General features: G+C 70.0%; 21 protein-coding genes. 12 read left to right on the top strand and 9 right to left on the bottom strand.

The genetic code is table 11. From position 1 onward, the window contains the following. Positions 1 to 26: 26 nt before the first annotated feature. The 4 genes from ACFYXH_RS19100 to ACFYXH_RS19085 form a co-directional block, all read right to left on the bottom strand. A complete protein-coding gene (locus ACFYXH_RS19100) occupies positions 27 to 1727 on the bottom strand; it encodes a methylmalonyl-CoA mutase (RefSeq protein WP_389564051.1) in 1701 nt (566 codons plus the stop codon). Between the two features lie 74 nt (positions 1728 to 1801). Continuing rightward, a complete protein-coding gene (locus ACFYXH_RS19095; RefSeq protein WP_327326142.1) occupies positions 1802 to 2128 on the bottom strand; it encodes a DUF3817 domain-containing protein in 327 nt (108 codons plus the stop codon). Between the two features lie 52 nt (positions 2129 to 2180). Further along, positions 2181 to 2690: a MarR family winged helix-turn-helix transcriptional regulator gene (locus tag ACFYXH_RS19090; RefSeq protein WP_385305665.1), complete on the bottom strand. Its 510-nt coding sequence runs from the start codon at positions 2688 to 2690 to the stop codon at positions 2181 to 2183. A gap of 10 nt (positions 2691 to 2700) precedes the next feature. Next, a complete protein-coding gene (locus tag ACFYXH_RS19085) occupies positions 2701 to 4185 on the bottom strand; it encodes an MFS transporter (RefSeq protein ID WP_389564048.1) in 1485 nt (494 codons plus the stop codon). Positions 4186 to 4257: 72 nt separating this feature from the next. Here ACFYXH_RS19085 and ACFYXH_RS19080 point away from each other — a divergent pair, with 72 nt between their 5' ends. Further along, positions 4258 to 5250 carry a DUF5937 family protein gene (locus ACFYXH_RS19080; protein ID WP_389564045.1) on the top strand — a complete coding sequence of 331 codons (993 nt, stop codon included), beginning with the start codon at positions 4258 to 4260 and terminating at the stop codon, positions 5248 to 5250. A 37-nt stretch (positions 5251 to 5287) separates the two neighbouring features. Here the strand turns inward: ACFYXH_RS19080 and ACFYXH_RS19075 are convergent, their stop codons facing one another. Together ACFYXH_RS19075 and ACFYXH_RS19070 are read right to left on the bottom strand one after the other, a co-directional pair. Further along, entirely contained in the window at positions 5288 to 5581 is a 294-nt protein-coding gene (locus ACFYXH_RS19075) for an MTH1187 family thiamine-binding protein (protein ID WP_326652669.1), read from the bottom strand. Beyond that, positions 5578 to 5922, bottom strand: a complete 345-nt coding sequence (locus ACFYXH_RS19070) for a DUF3817 domain-containing protein (protein WP_327326138.1) — start codon at positions 5920 to 5922, stop codon at positions 5578 to 5580. Before ACFYXH_RS19070 ends, ACFYXH_RS19075 begins: the two co-directional genes overlap by 4 nt. A gap of 249 nt (positions 5923 to 6171) precedes the next feature. Here ACFYXH_RS19070 and ACFYXH_RS19065 point away from each other — a divergent pair, with 249 nt between their 5' ends. The 4 genes from ACFYXH_RS19065 to ACFYXH_RS19050 all read left to right on the top strand — a co-directional run bounded on the left by ACFYXH_RS19065 (position 6172) and on the right by ACFYXH_RS19050 (position 8837). Next, on the top strand, positions 6172 to 6804 hold the full coding sequence (locus ACFYXH_RS19065; protein WP_389564746.1) for an AIM24 family protein: 633 nt from the start codon (positions 6172 to 6174) through the stop codon (positions 6802 to 6804). After that, positions 6804 to 7454 (top strand): AIM24 family protein, encoded by a 651-nt coding sequence (locus ACFYXH_RS19060; RefSeq protein WP_389564042.1) that lies wholly within the window; start codon positions 6804 to 6806, stop codon positions 7452 to 7454. The genes ACFYXH_RS19065 and ACFYXH_RS19060 overlap by 1 nt, the downstream gene beginning before the upstream one ends. Continuing rightward, the gene (locus ACFYXH_RS19055) at positions 7451 to 8233 is read left to right on the top strand and encodes an AIM24 family protein (protein ID WP_389564039.1); all 783 of its coding nucleotides are present in this window, start codon (positions 7451 to 7453) and stop codon (positions 8231 to 8233) included. Before ACFYXH_RS19060 ends, ACFYXH_RS19055 begins: the two co-directional genes overlap by 4 nt. Before the next feature lie 127 nt (positions 8234 to 8360). Further along, complete coding sequence (locus ACFYXH_RS19050; RefSeq protein WP_327326135.1) at positions 8361 to 8837, top strand: MarR family transcriptional regulator; 477 nt, start codon at positions 8361 to 8363, stop codon at positions 8835 to 8837. A gap of 80 nt (positions 8838 to 8917) precedes the next feature. Here ACFYXH_RS19050 and meaB read toward each other — a convergent pair whose 3' ends face one another. Together meaB and ACFYXH_RS19040 are read right to left on the bottom strand one after the other, a co-directional pair. Next, on the bottom strand, positions 8918 to 9874 hold the full coding sequence (meaB, locus tag ACFYXH_RS19045; protein ID WP_389564037.1) for a methylmalonyl Co-A mutase-associated GTPase MeaB: 957 nt from the start codon (positions 9872 to 9874) through the stop codon (positions 8918 to 8920). 32 nt (positions 9875 to 9906) lie between these two features. Continuing rightward, positions 9907 to 11109: an acetyl-CoA C-acetyltransferase gene (locus ACFYXH_RS19040; protein ID WP_327326133.1), complete on the bottom strand. Its 1203-nt coding sequence runs from the start codon at positions 11107 to 11109 to the stop codon at positions 9907 to 9909. A 136-nt stretch (positions 11110 to 11245) separates the two neighbouring features. On the opposite strand from ACFYXH_RS19040, the gene mce reads away from it, so the two are divergent. The 7 genes from mce to ACFYXH_RS19005 all read left to right on the top strand — a co-directional run bounded on the left by mce (position 11246) and on the right by ACFYXH_RS19005 (position 20845). Then, a complete protein-coding gene (gene mce / locus ACFYXH_RS19035) occupies positions 11246 to 11674 on the top strand; it encodes a methylmalonyl-CoA epimerase (RefSeq protein WP_327326132.1) in 429 nt (142 codons plus the stop codon). A 166-nt stretch (positions 11675 to 11840) separates the two neighbouring features. Continuing rightward, the gene (gene scy, locus ACFYXH_RS19030; protein ID WP_389564032.1) at positions 11841 to 15797 is read left to right on the top strand and encodes a polarized growth protein Scy; all 3957 of its coding nucleotides are present in this window, start codon (positions 11841 to 11843) and stop codon (positions 15795 to 15797) included. Positions 15798 to 15911: 114 nt separating this feature from the next. Then, positions 15912 to 16850, top strand: a complete 939-nt coding sequence (locus ACFYXH_RS19025) for a cellulose-binding protein (RefSeq protein WP_389564029.1) — start codon at positions 15912 to 15914, stop codon at positions 16848 to 16850. 102 nt (positions 16851 to 16952) lie between these two features. Continuing rightward, the gene (locus ACFYXH_RS19020; protein WP_389564026.1) at positions 16953 to 17936 is read left to right on the top strand and encodes an ABC transporter ATP-binding protein; all 984 of its coding nucleotides are present in this window, start codon (positions 16953 to 16955) and stop codon (positions 17934 to 17936) included. 3 nt (positions 17937 to 17939) lie between these two features. After that, positions 17940 to 18719 carry an ABC transporter permease gene (locus ACFYXH_RS19015; protein ID WP_389564023.1) on the top strand — a complete coding sequence of 260 codons (780 nt, stop codon included), beginning with the start codon at positions 17940 to 17942 and terminating at the stop codon, positions 18717 to 18719. Between the two features lie 129 nt (positions 18720 to 18848). Beyond that, the gene (locus tag ACFYXH_RS19010; RefSeq protein WP_389564021.1) at positions 18849 to 20021 is read left to right on the top strand and encodes an ABC transporter ATP-binding protein; all 1173 of its coding nucleotides are present in this window, start codon (positions 18849 to 18851) and stop codon (positions 20019 to 20021) included. Then, a complete protein-coding gene (locus tag ACFYXH_RS19005) occupies positions 20018 to 20845 on the top strand; it encodes an ABC transporter permease subunit (protein ID WP_389564019.1) in 828 nt (275 codons plus the stop codon). The genes ACFYXH_RS19010 and ACFYXH_RS19005 overlap by 4 nt, the downstream gene beginning before the upstream one ends. A gap of 5 nt (positions 20846 to 20850) precedes the next feature. Here ACFYXH_RS19005 and ACFYXH_RS19000 read toward each other — a convergent pair whose 3' ends face one another. Next, positions 20851 to 21180, bottom strand: a complete 330-nt coding sequence (locus ACFYXH_RS19000; protein ID WP_389564016.1) for an ATP/GTP-binding protein — start codon at positions 21178 to 21180, stop codon at positions 20851 to 20853. Between the last annotated feature and the right edge of the window lie 116 nt (positions 21181 to 21296).

The following is a 21296-nucleotide window of genomic DNA, read 5'->3' as shown; positions in this document are numbered from 1 at the left end:
AGGACAGGCCCGAAGGGCGTACGGGGTCAGAAGCCCGGCGGCTCCGTGTACGTGCCCCACTCGTCCCGCAGCGCATCGCAGATCTCGCCCAGCGTCGCCTCCGCGCGGACCGCGTCCAGCATCGGCGCGATCATGTTCGAGCCGTCCTGCGCGGCGGAAAGCATCGCGTCCAGCGAGGACCGTACGCGGGCGTCGTCTCGGCCGGCCTTACGGTCCGCCAGGACCCGTACCTGCTCGCGCTCGACCTCATGGCTGACCCGCAGGATCTCCAAGTCGCCGGTGACCGAGCCGTGGTGGACGTTGACGCCCACGACCCGCTTGTCGCCCTTCTCCAGGGACTGCTGGTAGCGGAAGGCGGACTCGGCGATCTCGCCGGTGAACCAGCCGTCCTCGATACCGCGCAGAATGCCGGAGGTGATCGGGCCGATGGGGTGCTTGCCGTCCGCGTGTGCGCGCCGGCCGCGTTCCTTGATCTGGTCGAAGATCTTCTCGGCGTCGGCCTCGATACGGTCGGTGAGCTGCTCGACGTACCAGGAGCCGCCGAGCGGGTCGGCGACATTGGCGACGCCGGTCTCCTCCATCAGCACCTGCTGGGTACGCAGCGCGATCTCCGCGGCCTGCGCGCTCGGTAGGGCGAGGGTCTCGTCCAGGGCGTTGGTGTGCAGGGAGTTGGTGCCGCCGAGGACCGCGGAGAGCGCCTCGACCGCGGTGCGTACGACGTTGTTGTACGGCTGCTGCGCCGTGAGCGAGACACCCGCGGTCTGGGTGTGGAAGCGGAGCCACTGCGCCTTGTCGGTCTGCGCGCCGTACTCCTCCTTCATCCAGCGCGCCCAGATCCTGCGAGCTGCCCGGAACTTGGCGATCTCCTCGAAGAAGTCGAGGTGCGCGTCGAAGAAGAAGGAGAGGCCGGGCGCGAAGGTGTCCACGTCCAGGCCGCGGCTCAGGCCCAGCTCGACATAGCCGAAGCCGTCGGCGAGCGTGTACGCGAGCTCCTGCGCGGCCGTCGCTCCGGCCTCGCGGATGTGGTAACCGGAGACCGACAGCGGCTTGTACGCGGGGATGCCCTGCGCGCAGTGCTCCATCAGGTCGCCGATCAGGCGCAGATGCGGCTCGGGCTGGAAGAGCCACTCCTTCTGCGCGATGTACTCCTTGAAGATGTCGGTCTGCAGTGTGCCGTTGAGCACGGCCGGGTCGATGCCCTGACGCTCGGCGGCGACGAGATACATGCAGAAGACCGGGACGGCCGGCCCGCTGATGGTCATCGAGGTCGTCACATCACCGAGCGGGATGTCCTGGAAGAGGACCTCCATGTCGGCGGCGGAGTCGATGGCGACGCCGCAGTGGCCGACCTCGCCGAGCGAGCGCGGGTCGTCGGAGTCGCGGCCCATGAGCGTCGGCATGTCGAAGGCGACGGAGAGCCCGCCGCCGCCGTTGGCCAGGATCATTTTGTAGCGCTCGTTGGTCTGCTCGGCATTGCCGAAGCCGGCGAACTGGCGGATGGTCCAGGTGCGGCCGCGGTAGCCGGTCGGGTAGAGCCCGCGGGTGAAGGGGTACTCCCCGGGCCAGCCGATCCGCTCGAAGCCGTCGTAGGTGTCCCCGGGCCGGGGCCCGTAGACGGGCTCGACCGGGTCACCGGAGAGCGTGGTGAAGTCCGCGTCCCGCTTGCGGGCCTTGTCGTAACGGGCCTGCCAGCGTCGGCGGCCTTCCTCGATGGCGTCAGCGTCCATACTCTGAATTTACTAGGACGTCCTAGTAAATGTCGATGGCAGACGGCCACGAGCCTTGCTCGCGGCCGTGTCTGTTACGCCTCGGCGGTCGCCGCGCTGCCGTCCACGGTCAGCGGCCGGATCTCGCGGGTGATCTTCGGCTCGACAAAGAAGGAGGCCACGGGGATGCAGCCGGCGGCCAGCACCCAGAGCAGCTTGCCGAACGGCCACTTCGCCTTGGAGCCGAGATCGAAGGCGAAGATCACGTAGATGATGAACAGCACACCGTGGATCTGCGAGATCAGCATGGTGTCGCCGACCTCGAACCCGTACTTCGCGATGATCGCCGCGGTGAAGACCAGCAGCCATACGGCGGTGACGTACGCCATCACCCGGTAACGGGACAGCACGCTTTGTTTCATGGCTACGAGCGTAACCGGGCGCAAAGGCCGATCTTCGCCCGGGTCGTGTGGGTTACTTCTCGTCGAAATCCCGCGCCGCCACCCGCAAGGGCCTGAGCATCGCGAAGATCTCCCCGCACTCCTCCGCGTCGTACGCGCCGAGCCCGAAGTCCATCTCCATCAGCTCGCGAGTGGCCGCCTCCACGACCTCCCGGCCCTTCTCGGTGATGGAGGCGAGCGTGCCGCGCCCGTCGTTCGGATTGGGCCGCTTGTCGACGAGACCTGACCTCACCAGCCGGTCCACGGTGTTCGTCACCGAGGTCGGGTGGACCATCAGCCGCTCGCCGATCTTGGACATCGGCAGCTCACCGGCCTTGGAGAAGGTGAGCAGCACCAGCGCCTCGTACCGCGCGAAGGTCAGTCCGTACGGCTTGACGACGGCGTCGACCTCGGCGAGCAGGATCTGGTGCGCGCGCATGATCGAGGTGATCGCGCCCATCGAGGGCACGGGACCCCATCGCTGCTGCCAGAGCTCGTCGGCTCGGGCGATGGGATCGAAGGGGAGACTGAGCGGCTTGGGCACGGCACCGACCCTACCGACTGGTCATATGGCGGTCAGCCCCGTCTCGCACTTCGGTCCTCCTGGCCTCGGCGACCAGCAGCAGACAGCTGAGGGTTCCGACGGCCCCGGCCCCGGCGACCACCGCACTCACGGAGAAGAACTCCGCCGCGAACCCGGCCAGCGCCATGCCGACGCCCTGGATCGTCATCAGTCCGGCGGTGAGCAGGGTCATGGCCCGGCCGCGCAGCTCCTCGGGGACAGCCTCGATGAACCATCGGTCGACTCCCAGGGTGTAGGCGGAGCCGGCGCCGGCAGCCACGAGCACGAGCAGCGCCCAGCCGAGACCGGGTGTGAGGACGTAGGCCAGGAATGGCAGCAGGGTGACGGCGGCGAGCGGCAGGGCGATACGGGCGCGGGTGGCGGGGCCGAGCACGGAGCCGGCGTACAGCTCACCGGCGATCGTGCCGACCGGCAGCGCGCACATGAGCAGTCCGAGGCCGGCCGGGCCGATGCCGATCTCGTCCGCGTACGGGGTGGCGAGAACCTCCGGCGCGACGCTGAACATGGGCGGCACCCAGAAGAGCAGCATCAGCACACGGAGCCGGCGGTCGGCGAAGATCTGCCGCGCGCCGGAGAGCGAGGACCGCAGCAGGGCGCCGCTGTCGCCACCTCTGGCCGGGCGCCTCTTCGTACCGAAGCGGAGGAGCAGCGCCGAGCCCAGGAACGTGCACACGGTGACGGTGAGGGCGCCGCGCGGGGGCACCACTGCCAGCAGCAGCCCGCCGAGCCCGAACCCGGTGAGCACGGCGCTCTGCGACACGATGCGCAGCAACGAGCGGCCCAGAACGAAGAGGTCGCCGTCGCCGAGGATGTCGGCGAGGGTCGCCGTGCGGGTGCCGTTGAAGACGGGTGAGATCGCGGCGATGAAGCAGCGCAGTACGAGCAGCGCGGCGACGGGTGTCACGGGCAGCACCATGGCGGCGGCGCACGCGGCACAGAGGAGATCGCACACGACGAGCACCCGCCGGGCCGGGTACTTGTCGGCGACCCCGGCGAGCAGGGTCCCGCCGACGAGGTAGGGCAGAAACCCGAGCGCGAAGGTGAGGGAGCTGAGCAGGGGCGACGAGGTGAGCCGGTAGACGAGGACGGTGAGCGCGATCTCGCTGACGACGACGCCGAGGAGCGACATGAGGTGTGCGACGAATACGGCGCGGAACTCGCGCACCTGGAACACGGCCCGATAGCCGGGGCCGGCGTCGGCGCTCGGGTGCCGCGAACTCCCGTCGCGGGCGGGGTGCTCGGCCTTCGCGGGACTGGTGCGGGGCGCGACCGTTTCCGGCAGGGCGAAGCCCTCGCCATCCGGCGCGGCAGCGCCACCCGGTCCGGGTACCCCCGCCTCGGGCGGGGCGGAGACGACTGCTCCGGGCACGCCGGCCTGCGGCCCGGCGGCGCCGGGGCGGGGGCCGCCCTCGGGGGGCGGCAGCGGCGGGTCCTCCGTGAGGTTCTCTTTCGGCATGGCCGACAGCCTGCCGATGCCCTCCCGGCCGGCCCTAGACTTTCGGCAACAGCCGAATCTTCCGGGGTGATCATGCCGTCCTACATGCACTTCGGCGAAGCCGATCTGCTGCGGATCCGGTTCGCCGTCTCCCCCCTCTGGGAGACTCAGAGCGCCGTACGCATCCTCAAGCGCCCCGACCGGCACGGCTATCACCTGCCCTGGCTGCGCCGGATACGCCAGGCCGCCGACAGGCTCGATCTCACCGCCCTGTGGCTGCTGATGCCGCAGCGCGGGCACAGCCCGGACTTTCTCGGGCCGCCGCCCATCGGGCCCGCCGCCTCCTTCGAGGAGGAGATCGCCGCCGTACGCCGGGCGGATCCCGAGGCCGCGCGGCACGACATGGCGTGGGCGCTCTCCTGCACCCCGGGGGCATCGGGCTCACCGCAGGGGCGGGCCCTCGTCGCCGATCCCGAGCGGGCCGTCCAGGAGCTCGCCGACGCCATGGAGTGCGCCTGGCACGCACTCGTCGAGCCGGACTGGCCGCGGCTGCGCGCTCTTCTCGAGGCCGATGTGGCGTTCCATTCGCGGCGGTTGGCGGAGACCGGCCTCGAGGGACTGTTCGCCGATCTCCACCCCAGGCTGCGCTGGGCCGACAGCACTCTGACCCTGGCCACGCCCGGTGACCATGTACGCGACCTCGGCGGCCAGGGCCTCATGCTGCTGCCCAGCGTCTTCTGCTGGCCCGACGTCGTGACCGGATTCGAACCGCCCTGGCAGCCGACCGTCGCCTACCCCGCACGCGGTATCGGCGCGCTGTGGGCACAGCCCGCGGGCTCTGCGCCCGAGGCGCTGGCCCGCTTGCTCGGCGCCAAGCGCGCCGCCGTGTTCCTCGCGCTCGACGAACCGGCCGGGACGACCGCGCTCGCGCATCTCCTCGGCCTCGCGCCGTCCTCCGTATCGGCGCATCTGTCGGTGCTGCGCGACGCGGGGCTGCTGACCGCCCACCGCTACGGCCACCAGGTGCTGTACGAGCGAACGCCGTTGGGTATCGCGCTCGCGGTGTCGCACCCCGGGGCGCCATGAAGGCGTCCGGGCGAGCGGTTCCGGGATCTGAGTGGTTTCAGGCGGAGAGGTGCCGTTCGACGGTCTCGACTTTGGAGTGGAGACCGTCGGTGACGCCGGGTCGGATATCGGCCTTGAGGACGACGGAGACGCGCGGCGCGCGGGCCTCGACCGCGGCGACGGCACGCTTGACGACGTCCATCACCTCGTCCCAGTCACCCTCGATCGAGGTGAACATCGCGTCGGTGCGGTTGGGCAGGCCCGATTCGCGGACGACCCGGACGGCGTCGGCGACATACTCACCGACATCCTCGCCTACGCCCAATGGGGTGACGGAGAAGGCGACGATCATGCCTCTACCGCGCTCTCGCGGCGGGCGCGGGAGGCGATGACCTCGTCCTCGGCCGCGCGCTTGAGCTTGCGCTCGGCGAAGAAGCCGCCGAAGGGGAGTACGGAGAGCACGAAGTAGAAGGCCGCGGTCTTCGCGTGCCACTTGGTGCGGTTCCAGGCGTCCAGCCAGAAGATCACGTACAGGATGAAGAGCACGCCGTGGATCGCGCCCATCACCGGGACCGCGTTGAACTCCGTTGTGCGCTTGAGCACCGAGCAGACCAGCAGCAGGAGGAAGGAGACGGCCTCCGGCGCGGAGACCAGACGGAGGCGGTGGAGGGACGAGGCGGTCTTGATGTCCACGGAGGCACCTTCGGGGAGGGGGGTCGTTGATCTTGTGAACGCGCTCACAAGCGCTCCCCCATTGTGGCAGCCATCTCCGCCAACCCGGGGTCCGGGGTGCCCCCCTGGGGGTGGTGTCCCCGGCACAACACAGCGTCGGGGTCCGGGGTGCCCCCGGGAAAACACGGCATCCGGGTCCATTTCAGGGTCCGGATCCTCCCAAAGGACCTGTTCGCGCAGCGCACCGGCGGCTAACGTCGCTCCGTGGCAATGTTCCGACTCCAAGGCAGCAAGGTGCTCGCCGTCGATATGACCGGCGACGCCGTCAAAGCGAAGAACGGCTCGATGGTCGCCTACGACGGCCAGATGGCGTTCAAAAAGATGTCCGGCGGCGGTGAGGGCATCCGCGGGATGGTCAGCCGCCGCCTGACCGGCGAGCAGATGACCATGATGGAGGTGAAGGGGCAGGGCACCTGCTACTTCGCCGACCGGGCGTCCGAGATCAACCTGGTGAACCTGCACGGCGACAAGCTCTATGTCGAGGCGAGCAATCTGCTCTGCACCGACGCCGGGCTGCGCACCGGGACGACCTTCACCGGACTGCGCGGCGGGGCGAGCGGCAACGGCCTGTTCACCACGACCGTCGAGGGCACCGGCCAGGCGGCGATCATGTCGGACGGCTCGGCCGTGGTGCTGCGGGTGACACCGCAGTACCCGCTCTCCGTGGACCCCGGCGCCTACATCGCGCACCAGGGCAATCTGCGGCAGGACTTCCAGTCCGGCGTGACCTTCCGGACCGTCCTGGGCGAAGGCGGCGGCGAGGCCTTCCAGATCCGCTTCGAGGGCGACGGACTCGTCTACGTACAGCCCAGCGAGCGCAACACCATCGGGGGCGACGTCTGATGCCGTTCCGCGAGATCAACTCCAAGATGGTCGAGGCGACGATCGTCCCCGGCCAGAAGATGTTCAGTCAGCGCGGCGCGATGCTCGCGTACAAGGGCGAGGTTTCGTTCACGCCGAACATCCAGGGCGGCCAGGGCGGCCTGGCGTCGATGCTCGGGCGGCGGGTGGCCAATGAGGCGACGCCGCTGATGACGGTCGAGGGCAGCGGCACCGTGATGTTCGGCCACGGCGGCCATCACATCCAGGTGATCCAGCTGACCGGCGACACCCTGTACGTCGAGGCGGACCGGCTGCTCGCCTTCGACGGGACGCTGCAGCAGGGCACGATGTTCATGGGCTCGCAGGGCGGGGTCATGGGGATGGTGCGCGGCCAGGTGACGGGCCAGGGCCTGTTCACCACGACACTCAAGGGCCACGGCGCGGTCGCGGTGATGGCACACGGCGGGGTGATCGAGCTGCCGATCACGCCGGGGCGGGCGGTCCATGTGGATCCGCAGGCGTATGTCGCGCACCACGGCGACGTACGCAACAAGCTCTCCACCGCGCTGGGCTGGCGCGACATGGTGGGGCGCGGCTCGGGCGAGGCCTTCCAGCTGGAGCTCAGCGGCAGCGGTGCGGTGTACGTCCAGGCGTCGGAGGAGAAACTGTGAGCACGCCCGTGATCTTCGACCCGATGACGCTGCCGAGCGACGACAACGTCAATGCGTACACCTTCTGCGTGGAGCTCAAATCCAGCCAGTGGTTCCTGCAGAAGGGGAAGATGATCGCCTACTACGGGCGCATCGACTTCAACGGCATCGGCCACGGCCGGCTCGACCGGCTGCTGCGGACCTCCTTCCACTCGCCGCTGCACGCGAGCGACTGGGTGGTGGCGGAAGGCAGCGGAAAGATGCTGCTCGCCGACCGCTCCTTCGATGTCAACTCCTTCGATCTGGACGACGGCAATCTCACGATCCGCTCCGGCAATCTGCTGGCGTATCAGCCGACGCTGGCGCTGAAGCAGTCGATCGTGCCGGGCTTTCTGACGCTGATCGGTACGGGGAAGTTCGTGGCCGCGTCCAACGGTCCCGTGGTCTTCATGGAGCCTCCGATCAGGGTGGACCCGCAGGCGCTGGTGGGCTGGGCCGACTGTCCGTCGCCCTGCCACCACTACGACCACGGCTATATGACGGGCGTGATGGGCGGGATGCGGGCGCTGACCGGGATCGGCGGAGCCTCGGGCGAGGAGCACCAGTTCGAGTTCGTAGGAGCCGGCACGGTGCTTCTGCAGTCTACGGAGGCGCTGATGGCCGAACAGGCGACCGGCGCGGTGCCACCGGAGGCGAGGGTTCCGGGGGGCCACGGTGCGGCCGGAGCCCCTGGCCAACACGGGGCGGGACCGCGTCTTCCCGGCCAGCTGGGGGACCTCCAGCGTCGCTTCGGCCTGTGAACGGTAGTCTGCGGAGTGTGACGTCGAACGCCTGCACCCTTGTTCGCGACTCTTGTCGCGCGCCGGGTGCCGTGCGTCACACTCCCCGTTTTCGTCCGTCTTTCAACTTCTTAGGTAGAATCCATATATGGAGACCGAGACGGCCACCCGCTGGCTTACCGACGACGAGCAGTGCGCCTGGCGCACCTATCTGGACGTCAACCGACTGCTGACGTACCAGATGGAGAAGGACCTCCAGCCGTTCGGCCTGACCAACAACGACTACGAGATCCTGGTCAACCTCTCCGAGTCGGCGGACCGGCGGATGAGAATGAGCGACCTCGCCGCGGCCACACTCCAGTCCAAGAGCCGCCTCTCGCACCAGATCACCCGCATGGAGAACGCGGGGCTGGTCCGCCGGGAGAACTGCGAGTCGGACCGGCGCGGACTGTACGCGGTCCTGACCGACCAGGGCACGGAAACGATGCAGAAGGTCGCGCCGCACCATGTCGCGTCCGTACGCAAGCACTTCATCGACATGCTCTCGCCGGAGGCGCTCGCGGATCTACGCGAGTCACTTTCGCCGGTCGCCGAGAATCTGCGCGGCCGACGCGGCAAGCCGTAGGCCCTTCGGACCCTCGGGCCTGTCCTGTGCGGCGGGTGGCAAGCTCGAACAGCCCACCGCCCGCCGCCGCTCGACGGCCGTCAGCCCTCCGTGATGCCCGCCACCAGTTCGTCCGCCGCGCGGTAGGGGTCCAGCTCGCCCGCCACGATCCGTTCCGCCAGCGCGCCGAGGCGGCGGTCGCCGTGCAGGTCCTGGATCCGTTCCCGCAGCGCCGTCACCGCGATGGTCTCCACTTCGCCGGCCGCACGGCGGGCGCGGCGTTCGGCGAGGACGCCGTGCTCCTCCATCCACGCGCGGTGCTTCTCCAGCGCCTCGACGACCTCGTCGATGCCCTCGCCCCGCGCCGCGACCGTCTTCACGATCGGCGGCCGCCAGTCGCCGGGGCCGCGCGCCTCGCCCAGTCCGAGCATGTGGTTCAGCTCGCGGGCCGTCGCGTCCGCGCCGTCCCGGTCCGCCTTGTTGACGACGTACACATCGCCGATCTCGAGGATGCCCGCCTTCGCCGCCTGGATACCGTCGCCCATACCGGGCGCCAGCAGCACCACCGACGTGTCCGCCTGCGAGGCGATCTCCACCTCGGACTGCCCCACGCCCACGGTCTCGACCAGGATCACGTCGCAGCCGGCCGCGTCCAGTACCCGGATCGCCTGCGGGGCGGCCCAGGCCAGACCGCCGAGGTGCCCGCGCGTGGCCATCGAGCGGATGTAGACGCCCGGGTCGGATGCGTGGTCCGACATCCGGACCCGGTCGCCGAGCAGTGCCCCGCCGGAGAAGGGCGAGGACGGGTCGACGGCGAGGACGCCGACCCGCTTCCCGGCCCGCCGGTACGCGGACACCAGCGCCGACGTGGACGTCGACTTGCCGACACCCGGCGAACCGGTCAGACCGACGACGTATGCCCCGCCCGCCAGCGGAGCGAGCGCCGCCATCACCTCGCGCAGCTGCGGTGACGCCCCCTCCACCAGCGAGATCAGCCGGGCGACAGCCCTCGGCCGGCCTTCCCGCGCCTGGGCCACCAGCTCGGGGACGTCCACCATTGCCGCTCCGTTCGATCGGTTACGTACGAGGGTTACTTGCCCGGGACGCGCACGATCAGCGCGTCACCCTGCCCGCCACCTCCGCACAGCGCGGCCGCACCGACACCGCCGCCACGGCGCTTGAGCTCCAGCGCCAGGTGCAGGACCACGCGCGCGCCGGACATGCCGATCGGGTGGCCAAGGGCGATCGCGCCGCCGTTGACGTTCACCTTTTCCGGGGACACCCCGAGGTCCTTCATTGACTGCACGGCAACCGCCGCGAAGGCCTCGTTGATCTCGATGAGGTCGAGGTCCTCGACGCCGAGGCCCTCCTTGGTCAGCGCGTGCTGGATGGCGTTGGACGGCTGCGACTGGAGGGAGTTGTCGGGGCCGGCCACGTTCCCGTGCGCGCCGATCTCCGCGATCCACTCCAGGCCCAGCTCCTCGGCCTTGGCCTTGCTCATCACCACGACCGCCGCGGCGCCGTCGGAGATCTGCGAGGACGTACCCGCGGTGATCGTGCCGTCCTTGGCGAACGCGGGGCGGAGCTTGCCCAGCGACTCCACCGTCGTCTCGGCGCGGATGCCCTCGTCCTTGGCGAAGACCACCGGCTCGCCCTTGCGCTGCGGGATCTCGACGGGCGTGATCTCCGCCTCGAAGATGCCGTTCTTCTGCGCGGCCGCGGCCCGCTGGTGCGACAGCGCCGCGATCTCGTCCTGCGGCTGGCGGGCGATGCCGAGCCGGGTGTTGTGCTTCTCCGTCGACTCGCCCATGGCGACGTTCTCGAAGGAGTCGGTCAGACCGTCGTACGCCATCGAGTCGAGCATCTCGATCGCGCCGTACTTGTAGCCCTCGCGCGACTTCGGCAGCAGGTGCGGCGCGTTGGTCATGGACTCCTGGCCGCCGGCGACGATCACGTCGAACTCACCGGCGCGGATCAGCTGGTCGGCCAGCGCGATGGCGTCGAGCCCGGAGAGACAGACCTTGTTGACGGTGAGCGCGGGGACGCTCATCGGGATACCGCCCTTGACCGCGGCCTGGCGGGCCGGGATCTGACCCGCGCCGGCCTGCAGCACCTGGCCCATGATCACGTACTGCACCTGATCACCGCCGATACCGGCCCGGTCCAGCGCCGCCTTGATGGCGAAGCCGCCGAGATCGGCGCCGGAGAAGGACTTGAGCGAGCCGAGCAGCCGACCCATGGGCGTACGGGCGCCCGCGACAATCACTGAAGTGGTACCGGACGTTCCAGACATGAGGCACGGCCCCTTGGATGAGGAGTGAACGAGGGTTTACTTCAATGTACTGAGCGGTACGGTCCCCGGTCACCGGGCAGCCGGTGTGATCGCGCGCACGTTGCGTAACCACCGTCCGGGGCGCTGCACTGGACCCATGCTGACGCGAATCGACCACATCGGGATCGCCTGTTTCGACCTCGACAAGACCGTGGAGTTCTACAGGGCCACGTACGGCTTCGAGGTCTTCCACTCCGAGGTCAACGAGGAGCAGGGCGTAAGGGAAGCCATGCTCAAGATCAATGAGACGTCCGACGGCGGCGCCTCGTACCTCCAGCTCCTGGAGCCGACCCGCGAGGACTCGGCCGTCGGAAAGTGGCTGGCCAAGAATGGTGAGGGCGTCCACCACATCGCCTTCGGCACCGCCGATGTGGACGCGGACGCGCAGTCCATCCGGGACAAGGGCGTGCGGGTTCTCTACGACGAGCCGCGTATCGGCTCCATGGGCTCCCGTATTACTTTTCTCCACCCCAAGGACTGTCACGGCGTTCTCACCGAACTCGTCACCTCTGCAACGGAGCACTGACCTCCGGATTCCCGGCCCGGTAGAGTGGGCGGTTCCGGGCCGGGGCCGGGTCGGGGCCGCGCCGCGTCCCCTCCGTTGATCTGTCACCATTCCCCGGGGGGCCGTTCGCCGGCGAACGGTGCTCGTACGGAGACAGTTGCGACCAGGGGACGGATGGGACCGCGCAGTGCGGGGCTACGAACGCCAGGAGAGCCACCGAGCTGACGACGACCACCTCTCGCGGTTCGAAGCCGAGATGGACCGGCTGAAGACCGAGCGGGAGAAGGCCGTCCAGCACGCCGAGGACCTCGGCTACCAGGTCGAGGTATTGCGCGCCAAGCTCCACGAGGCGCGCCGCAACCTCGCGTCTCGTCCTGCCTACGACAGCGCCGACATCGGCTATCAGGCCGAGCAATTGCTCCGTAATGCGCAGATTCAGGCCGACCAGCTGCGCTCGGACGCCGAGCGCGAATTGCGGGACGCCCGCGCGCAGACGCAGCGCATCCTCCAGGAGCACGCCGAGCACCAGGCACGTCTCCAGGCCGAACTGCACTCCGAGGCGAACCAGCGCCGCCAGCGCCTGGACCAGGAGCTGGCCGAGCGTCGGCAGACCGTCGAGGCGCACGTCAACGAGAACGTCGCCTGGGCCGAGCAGCTGCGCGCCCGCACCGAGGCGCAGGCCCGCCGACTTCTCGACGAGTCCCGCGCCGAGGCCGAGAAGTCCCTGGCCGCGGCCCGTGCCGAGGCCACCCGGGTCGCCGAGGAGGCTCGCCAGCGGCTCGGTTCCGAGGCGGAGAACGCCCGCGCCGAGGCCGAGACGACCCTGCTGCGCGCCCGCAAGGACGCCGAACGGCTGCTGAACGCCGCATCGAACCAGGCGCAGGAGGCCACCTCCCACGCCGAGCAGCTGCGCTCCTCCACCTCCGCCGAGTCCGACCAGGCCCGTCAGCAGGCCGCCGAACTGAGCCGCGCCGCCGAGCAGCGGATCCAGGAGGCGGAGGAGAAGCTGCGCGAGGCCCGCGCGGAGTCCGAGAAGGTCCTGGCCGAGGCCAAGGAGTCGGCGGCCAAGCAGCTGGCGTCCGCCGAGTCCATCAACGAGCAGCGCACCCGTACCGCCAAGGCGGAGATCGCGCGGCTGGTCGGCGAGGCCACCAAGGAGTCGGAGGCGCTCAAGGCGGAGGCCGAGCAGGCGCTCGCGGACGGCCGCGCCGAGGCGGAGAAGCTGGTCGCCGAGGCGGGCGAGAAGGCTCGTACGGTCGCGGCCGAGGACTCCGCCGCGCAGCTCGCCAGGGCTGCCCGTAGCGCCGAGGAGGTGCTGACCAAGGCCTCCGAGGACGCCCGGCAGACCACCCGCAAGGCGGGCGAGGAGGCCGAGCGGATCCGCCGCGAGGCCGAGGCGGAGGCGGACCGACTGCGCGGCGAGGCCGCCGAGCAGGCCGACCAGCTCAAGGGTGCGGCCAAGGACGACACCAAGGAGTACCGCGCCAAGACCGTCGAACTGCAGGAGGAGGCGCGCAGGCTGCGCGGCGAGGCCGAGCAGCTGCGCTCCGAGGCGGTAGCCGAGGGGGAGCGGATCCGCGGCGAGGCCCGCCGCGAGGCCGTGCAGCAGATCGAGGAGGCGGCGAGCACCGCCGAGGAGCTGCTGACCAAGGCGCGGACCGACGCCGACGAAATGCGCACCGCGGCGACCACCGACAGCCAGCGTGTCCGTACGGAAGCGATCGAGCGCGCCACCACGCTGCGCAAGCAGGCCGAGGAGACCCTGGAGCGCACCCGCGCCGAGGCCGAGCGGCTGCGCGCCGAGGCCGAGGAGCAGTCCGAGGGCGTCAAGTCCGCGGCCGAGCAGGCGGCCGCCGATCTGCGCGAGGAGACCGAGCGCGCCATCGCGGCCCGGCAGGCCGAGGCCGCGGACGAGCTGACCCGGCTGCACACCGAGGCCGAGTCGCGTCTCGCCGCCGCCGAGCAAGGCCTGAGCGACTCCCGGGGCGAGGGCGAGCGGATCCGCCGCGAGGCCGCGGAGGAGACCGAGCGGCTGCGTGCCGAGGCCGCCGAGCGGATCCGTACGCTCCAGGCGCAGGCGGAGCAGGAGGCCGAGCGGCTGCGCAACGACGCCGCCGGCGACGCCTCGGCCACCCGCGCCGAGGCCGAGAACGTCGCGGTACGGCTGCGCACCGATGCCGCCACCGAGGCGGAGCGGCTCAAGACCGAGGCGCAGGAGAGCGCCGACCGGCTGCGGGCGGAGGCCGCCGCCGCCGCCGAGCGGGTGGGCGTCGAGGCAGCCGAGGCGCTCGCCGCCGCCCAGGAGGAGGCCAACCGCCGCCGCCGGGAGGCCGAGGAGATCCTCGACTCGGCGCGCAGCGAGGCGAACCAGGAGCGCGACCGGGCCCGCGAGCAGAGCGAGGAGCTGCTGGCCTCGGCCCGCAAGCGGGTCGAGGAGGCGCAGACCGAGGCGCATCGGCTGGTCGAGGAGGCCGACCGGCGCGCCACCGAGATGGTGTCCGCCGCCGAGCAGACCGCCCAGCAGGTTCGGGACTCCGTCAACGGCCTCCAAGACCAGGCCGAGCAGGAGATCGCCGGGCTGCGCTCGGCCGCCGAGCACGCCGCGGACCGCACCAGGACCGAGGCGCAGGAGGAGGCGGACCGGGTCCGCGCCGACGCGTACGCCGAGCGCGAGCGGGCCGCCGAGGACGCGGCCAGACTGCGGGCCAGGGCCCAGGAGGAGACCGAGGCCGCCAACGCGCTCGCGGAGCGGACCGTCGGGGAAGCCATCACCGAGTCCGACCGGCTGCGCGCCGACACCGCCGAGTACGCGCAGCGGGTGCGTACCGAGGCGACGGAGGCTCTCGCCTCCGCCGAGCAGGACGCCTCGCGCGCCCGCGGCGAGGCCCGCGAGGACGCCAACCGCATCCGCTCCGACGCCGCCGCCCAGGCCGACCGGCTCATCAGTGAGGCGACGAGCGAGAGCGAGCTGCTGCGCACCGAGGCGGCGGAGACGCTGTCCGGCGCCGAGGCGGCCGCGGCCCGGCTGCGCGCCGATGCCGAGCAGATCAAGGTGCAGGCCGAGGCCGAGGCGGAGCGGCTGCACGCCGGGATCCGTGCCGACGGCGAGCAGATCCTGGACGAGGCGCGTCAGGCCGCCGACAAGCGCCGCGGTGACGCGGCCGCCCAGGCCGACCAGCTGATCTCCGAGGCGAGCGGTGAGGCGGAGCGGCTGCGCGCCGAGGCCGCCGAGACGGTGGGCTCCGCCCAGCAGGCCGCCGAGCGCATCAAGTCCGAGGCCCGGAAGATCAAGGCAGACGCCGAGGCGGCGGCCGAGCTGATGCGTACGGAGGCCAGGGCGGAGGCGGACCGGACGGTGGACGAGGCGCGCGAAGCCGCGTCCAAGCGCCGTGCCGACGCCGCGGAGCAGGCCGACCAGCTCATCAACAAGGCCCAGGAGGAGGCGCTGCGCGCGGCCACCGAGGCCGAGGCGCAGGCCGACACGATGGTGGGCGCGGCCCGCAAGGAGGCCGAGCGGGTGATCGCCGAGGCGACCGTCGAGGGCAACTCCCGGGTGGAGAAGGCCCGTACGGACGCCGACGAGCTGCTGGTCGGCGCGCGCCGGGACGCCACCGCCATAAGGGAACGGGGCGAGGAGCTGCGGGCCCGGGTCGAGGCCGAGATCGAGGAGCTGCACGAGCGCGCCCGCCGGGAGACCGCGGAGCAGCTGAAGTCGGCAGGCGAGCGCGTCGACAAGCTGGTGAAGGCCGCGACCGAGCAGCAGGCCGAGGCCGAGGCAAAGGCCAAGGAGCTGCTGTCCGAGGCCAATTCGGAGGCCAGCAAGGTCCGGATCGCCGCGGTGCGGAAGGCGGAGGGGCTCCTCAAGGAGGCCGAGCAGAAGAAGGCCGAGGTGTTCCGGGAGGCCGAGCGGCTCAAGGCGGAGTCCGAGGCCGAGGCCGAACAGACAGTGACGGAGGGCAAGCGGGAGCTCGATGTGCTGGTGCGCCGCCGCGAGGACATTCAGGCGGAGATTTCCCGTGTCCAGGATGTACTCGAAGCATTGGAGTCGTTCGAAGCGCCATCCGGGGGCAACAAGGAGAATGGCGTCAAAGCGGGCGCGACAGCTGGGGTTACACGTTCGAGTGGCAAGTCATCCGAGACCTAGCCACTCAAAAGGCTGGACATTCTCCAGATCAAACGGGCATCCGCTCGATGACACGCCGCTTCGGCCCCTAGGATTCCCCCTATCACCTCACCGGTCTCATTCGACAGGAACCCCATGAGCGACACATCCTCCCCCTTCGGCTTCGAGCTCGTGCGGCGTGGTTACGACCGCGGTCAGGTGGACGACCGCATTACCAAACTCGTCGCCGACCGTGACAGTGCTCTGGCCCGAATCACCTCTCTGGAAAAGCGCATCGAGGAGCTCCACCTCGAGACGCAGAACGCCCAGGCCCAGGTCAGCGACGCAGAGCCGTCGTACGCCGGTCTCGGTGCGCGCGTCGAGAAGATCCTCCGCCTCGCCGAGGAGGAGGCGAAGGACCTGCGCGAGGAGGCCCGTCGCGCGGCCGAGCAGCACCGTGAGCTCGCCGAGTCCGCCGCCCAGCAGGTGCGCAACGACGCCGAGTCGTTCGCCTCGGAGCGCAAGGCGAAGGCCGAGGACGAGGGCGTCCGTATCGTCGAGAAGGCGAAGAGCGACGCCTCTACACTGCGTAGCGAAGCGCAGAAGGACGCGCAGTCCAAGCGCGAGGAGGCGGACGCTCTCTTCGAGGAGACCCGCGCCAAGGCCGCCCAGGCCGCCGCGGACTTCGAGACGAACCTCGCCAAGCGCCGCGAGCAGTCGGAGCGCGACCTGGCCTCGCGTCAGGCGAAGGCGGAGAAGCGCCTGGCGGAAATCGAGCACCGCGCCGAGCAGCTGCGCCTGGAGGCCGAGAAGCTGCGTACGGACGCGGAGCGCCGGGCCCGTCAGACGGTGGAGACCGCGCAGCGCCAGGCCGAGGACATCGTGGCCGACGCGAACGCCAAGGCCGACCGGATCCGCAGCGAATCGGAGCGCGAGCTGGCGGCGCTCACCAACCGCCGCGACTCGATCAACGCGCAGCTGACCAACGTCCGCGAGATGCTGGCCACGCTGACCGGCGCGGCCGTGGCCGCCGCCGGCACCCCCGCCGACGACGAGCCGATCTCCCGCGGCGTCCCGGCCCAGCAGTCCCGCTGAGTACGCACTCGTTCATCGGGTACGTCGCGTAGGTCGGAAGGACCCGTCAAGCCCCCTGCCACTCCGGTGGCGGGGGGCTTTGCGCGCCTTTAGCGTGGCCGCATGATTGAGCTCGAGGGCCTCACCAAGCGCTTCGACAGCACCACCGCGGTCGACCATCTGTCGTTCCGGGTGAGACCAGGTGTGGTGACAGGCTTCCTCGGCCCGAACGGCGCGGGCAAGTCGACGACGATGCGGATGATGCTCGATCTCGACAACCCGACCAGTGGCTCGGTGCGGATCGACGGCAAGCACTACCGCGACCTCGAGGAACCGCTGAAGTACATCGGCGCGCTGCTGGACGCCAAGGCGATGCACGGCGGGCGGAGCGCGTACAACAACCTTCTCTGTCTCGCCCAGTCGAACCGTATCCCCACCTCGCGGGTCGCCGAGGTACTGGACACCGTCGGACTGACCCCGGTGGCGAAGAAGAAGCCCAAGGGCTTCTCGCTCGGTATGAGCCAACGGCTGGGAATCGCCTCTGCGCTGCTCGGCGATCCGGAGATCCTGATGTTCGACGAACCTGTCAATGGTCTGGACCCCGAAGGAATTCACTGGATCCGCAATCTGATGAAGACTCTTGCCTGGGAAGGGCGGACGATCTTCGTCTCCTCGCATCTGATGAGCGAAATGGCCCTGACCGCCGACCACTTGATCGTGATTGGGCAGGGGCGACTTCTGGCCGACACATCAATGGCAGATTTCATTCACAAGAACTCCCGCAGTTACGTACGGCTGCGTTCGCCGCAGAAGGAGAGGCTGCGCGATGTGCTGCACGAGTCGGGGTTCATTGCGGTCGAGTCGGGCAATGGCATGCTGGAGGTCGACGGCGCGACCACCGCGCAGCTCGGTGAGCTGGCCGCCCGGCATCAGCTCGTTCTGCATGAACTGAGCTCCCAGCGCGCCTCGCTGGAGGAGGCCTTCATGCAGATGACGGCGGGCTCGGTCGAGTACCACGCGCACTCGACGGACGAGGGAGCGCCGCCGCCGGTCCAGCAGCCGGGTCTCCACTGGGGCCAGAGCTACCGGAGCAGCAAGGGAGCCTGACCCATGGCCTCGGTACCCGCCGTTCTGCAGTCCGAGTGGACCAAGATCCGTACGGTCTCCTCGACCACCTGGACACTGGTGAGCGCGCTCGTCGTCACTGTCGCGATGGGCGCCGCGCTCAGCGCGCTGCTGAAGTCGACGTTCGACGATCTGCCGCGGGAGGAGCAACTCACCTTCGACCCGACCTTCGTCAGCTTCTCCGGGATGATCCTGGGCCAGCTCGCGATGGTGGTCTTCGGAGTTCTGGTGGTCGGTACGGAGTACAGCTCCGGCATGATCCGTACCTCGCTCGCCGCCGTACCGCAGCGCGCCACCTTCATGTTCAGCAAGATCACGGTGGCCACGGTGCTGGCGCTGGTGGTCGGCCTGGCGACCAGCTTTCTCGCCTTCTTCCTGGGCCAGGCGCTGCTGGGCGACCTCCGTACGGACATCGGCGCGGACCATGTGCTGCGCGCGGTCGTCGGCGGCGGGCTCTACATGGGGTTGATCGCGCTCTTCTCGATGGGCGTGGCGACGATGCTGCGCAGCTCGATGCTCTCGCTCGGCATCCTGATGCCGTTCTTCTTCCTGGTCTCGCAGATCCTCGCGTCCGCGCCGAAGGCAAAGACGGTCGCCCGCTACTTCCCCGACCAGGCCGGCTCCAAGATCATGCAGGTGGTGCCGGACGCCATGGGCAGCGACAAGGCTCCGTACGGGCCGTGGGGCGGGCTGGGGATCATGGTCCTCTGGGTGGTCGCGGCGCTGCTGGGCGGTTATCTGGTGCTCAAGAAGCGGGACGCGTAGGCAAACCCGACACCATAGCGTTACGGCTTGGCCGGAACCGTCAAGGCATGGTTATCCTCCTAACTCTTACGGGGGCGTGCGGCCGGATGGCCTGGGCCCCGACGACCCGAAAGTCGATGGGGCTGGAGAATGATCGAGGCAGTCGGCCTGACAAAGCGCTATGGCGCCAAGACGGCCGTGTACAACCTTTCCTTCCAGGTACGGCCCGGCGCCGTCACCGGGTTCCTCGGCCCCAACGGCGCCGGCAAGTCGACCACGATGCGGATGATCCTCGGGCTCGACCAGCCGACCGAAGGCCATGTGACCATCGGCGGCCGCACCTTCCGACAGCTGCCGAACGCGCCCCGCCAGGTCGGTGCGCTCCTCGACGCCAAGGCGGTGCACGGCGGCCGCAGCGCGCGCAACCACCTGCTCTCGCTGGCGCAGCTCTCCGGCATCCCGGCCCGCCGGGTGGACGAAGTGCTCGGTGTCGTCGGTCTCCAGGAAGTCGCGAAGAAGCGCTCCAAGGGCTTCTCGCTCGGTATGGGCCAGCGGCTCGGCATCGCGGCCGCGCTGCTCGGCGACCCGCAGGTGCTGCTCTTCGACGAGCCGGTCAACGGCCTGGACCCGGAGGGCATCCTCTGGGTCCGCAATCTGATGAAGCAGCTGGCCTCCGAGGGCCGTACCGTCTTCGTCTCCTCGCACCTGATGAGCGAAATGGCGCTCACCGCCGACCAGTTGATCGTGATCGGCCGCGGGCAGCTGCTCGCGGACATGAGCGTCAAGGACTTCATCTCGCACAACTCCGCGGACTTCGCGCGGGTGCGGACGCCGCAGACCGATCCGCAGCAGCGCGAGAAGCTGTCCGCGGCGCTGACCGAGGCCGGCGGGCAGGTCATGTCGGAGCCGGACGGCGCGCTGCGGGTCACCGGGCTGCCGCTGCCGCAGATCAGCGATCTGGCGCACACCGCGGACGTACGTCTGTGGGAGCTGTCGCCGCACCAGGCCTCGCTGGAGGAGGCGTACATGCGGATGACGCAGGGCGCTGTCGACTACCGCTCGACGGCGGACCAGAAGTCGGGGCTGATGCAGCAGCAGCCGATGGGCTACTTCCCGCCACCGCAGCAGATTCCCGAGGTGCCGCAGCAGGGCTGGTACGCCCCGCCGCCGCCCCAGCCCGGCCAGAACCCTTACGCCGGAGCCCCCGGAGCCCCCGTGGCCCCTGCCGCGCCCGCCGCTCCTTCAACTCCTGCAGCTCCGCCCGTCGTGCCCCCGGCCGCTGCCGCGCCCGCCGACCTGACCAAGCCCGAGGACCCCCGATGACCACCCCGTACCAGCAGCAGGGCGCACCCGCCGCCGCGTACTCCTCGCCGATTCCGGTACGCAGCGCCAACCTCGGCGACGCGCTCGCCTCCGAGTGGACCAAGATCCGGTCCGTACGTTCCACGATGTGGACGCTCGGCGTCATGATCGTGCTGATGGTCGGCATCGGCGCGCTCTCGGCGGTGGCCGTCTCCGCCTCGGACGCCGATCTGGGCGATCAGTCGATCCTCTCGCTCGGCTTCTTCGGCGTACTGCTCGGCAGCATCTGTGTGATCACGCTGGGCGTGCTGACCATCGCGTCCGAGTACGGCACCGGCATGATCAGGACCACGCTCACCGCGTGCCCGAGCCGGGCCCGGGTGCTGACCGCCAAGGCGATCGTCTTCTTCCTGCTCGTCTTCGCGCTCACCACGGTGATCACCGCGCTCGTCGGCGCGCTGCAGATCGCGATCGTGGACCAGGGCTCGTCCACCGGCGAGGACTGGTTCCGCGCCACGGTGGGCGTCGGCCTCTATGTCGCGACGCTCGGTCTGCTGTCGCTCGCCGTCGGCACCCTGATCCGCCACTCGGCGGGCGCGATCACCATCATGATCGGTGTGGTGCTGCTGCCGCTGGTGCTGGCCATGTTCATGTTCTCGGAATCGCTGCGGGATCTGCAGCAGGCTCTCTTCGAGTACTCCATCCCGAATCAGATCGGCGTGCTCTACGACACCGCCGTGACCGAGTCGGGCCCGGCCGGCTGGGACCCGCTGTGGATCGCGCTCGGCGTGACGGCGGTCGCGCTGGCCGGCGCATACGCCTCGCTCAGCACACGCGACGTGTAACGGCCTCAGTACTTCGGCGCGTTACGGGACCGCTGCACCCTCGTGGTGCGGCGGTCCTTCGCGTTCCAGCACGCCTTGTGCCAGTGCCGCCGGTCGTCGACGCCGCCGTGCTCGGGCCAGGCGACCACATGCGGCACCGCGGACGGGATCTCCTGGTCGCAGCCGGGGCAGCGGTACCGCTTGCCCGCGGCACTTGCGCCGGCCACATGGCGCACCGACCACTCCTCGCCCTGCCAGGACTCGCTCCGTCCGAGGCCGCCGTACCTCTCGCCCGGCTCGCTGGTTTGCTCGGTCGGCTTCTCGCCGCCTCGGGGGCGGTTGCGGCGCGGGGACACGTGACACCTCATGGGGCAAGTCCGGACAGTTCCTCTTCCAGCCTACGGTCCACAGTCCGGGGTACATGCCCTGTACGGCGTGAGACCGTGGCACCCACAGGGGCCAGTTACCGGAA

The sequence above is a fragment of the Streptomyces sp. NPDC002730 genome (assembly GCF_042888805.1).
Lineage (GTDB): Bacteria > Actinomycetota > Actinomycetes > Streptomycetales > Streptomycetaceae > Streptomyces.
This window is presented reverse-complemented; position numbering and strand designations above follow the sequence as displayed.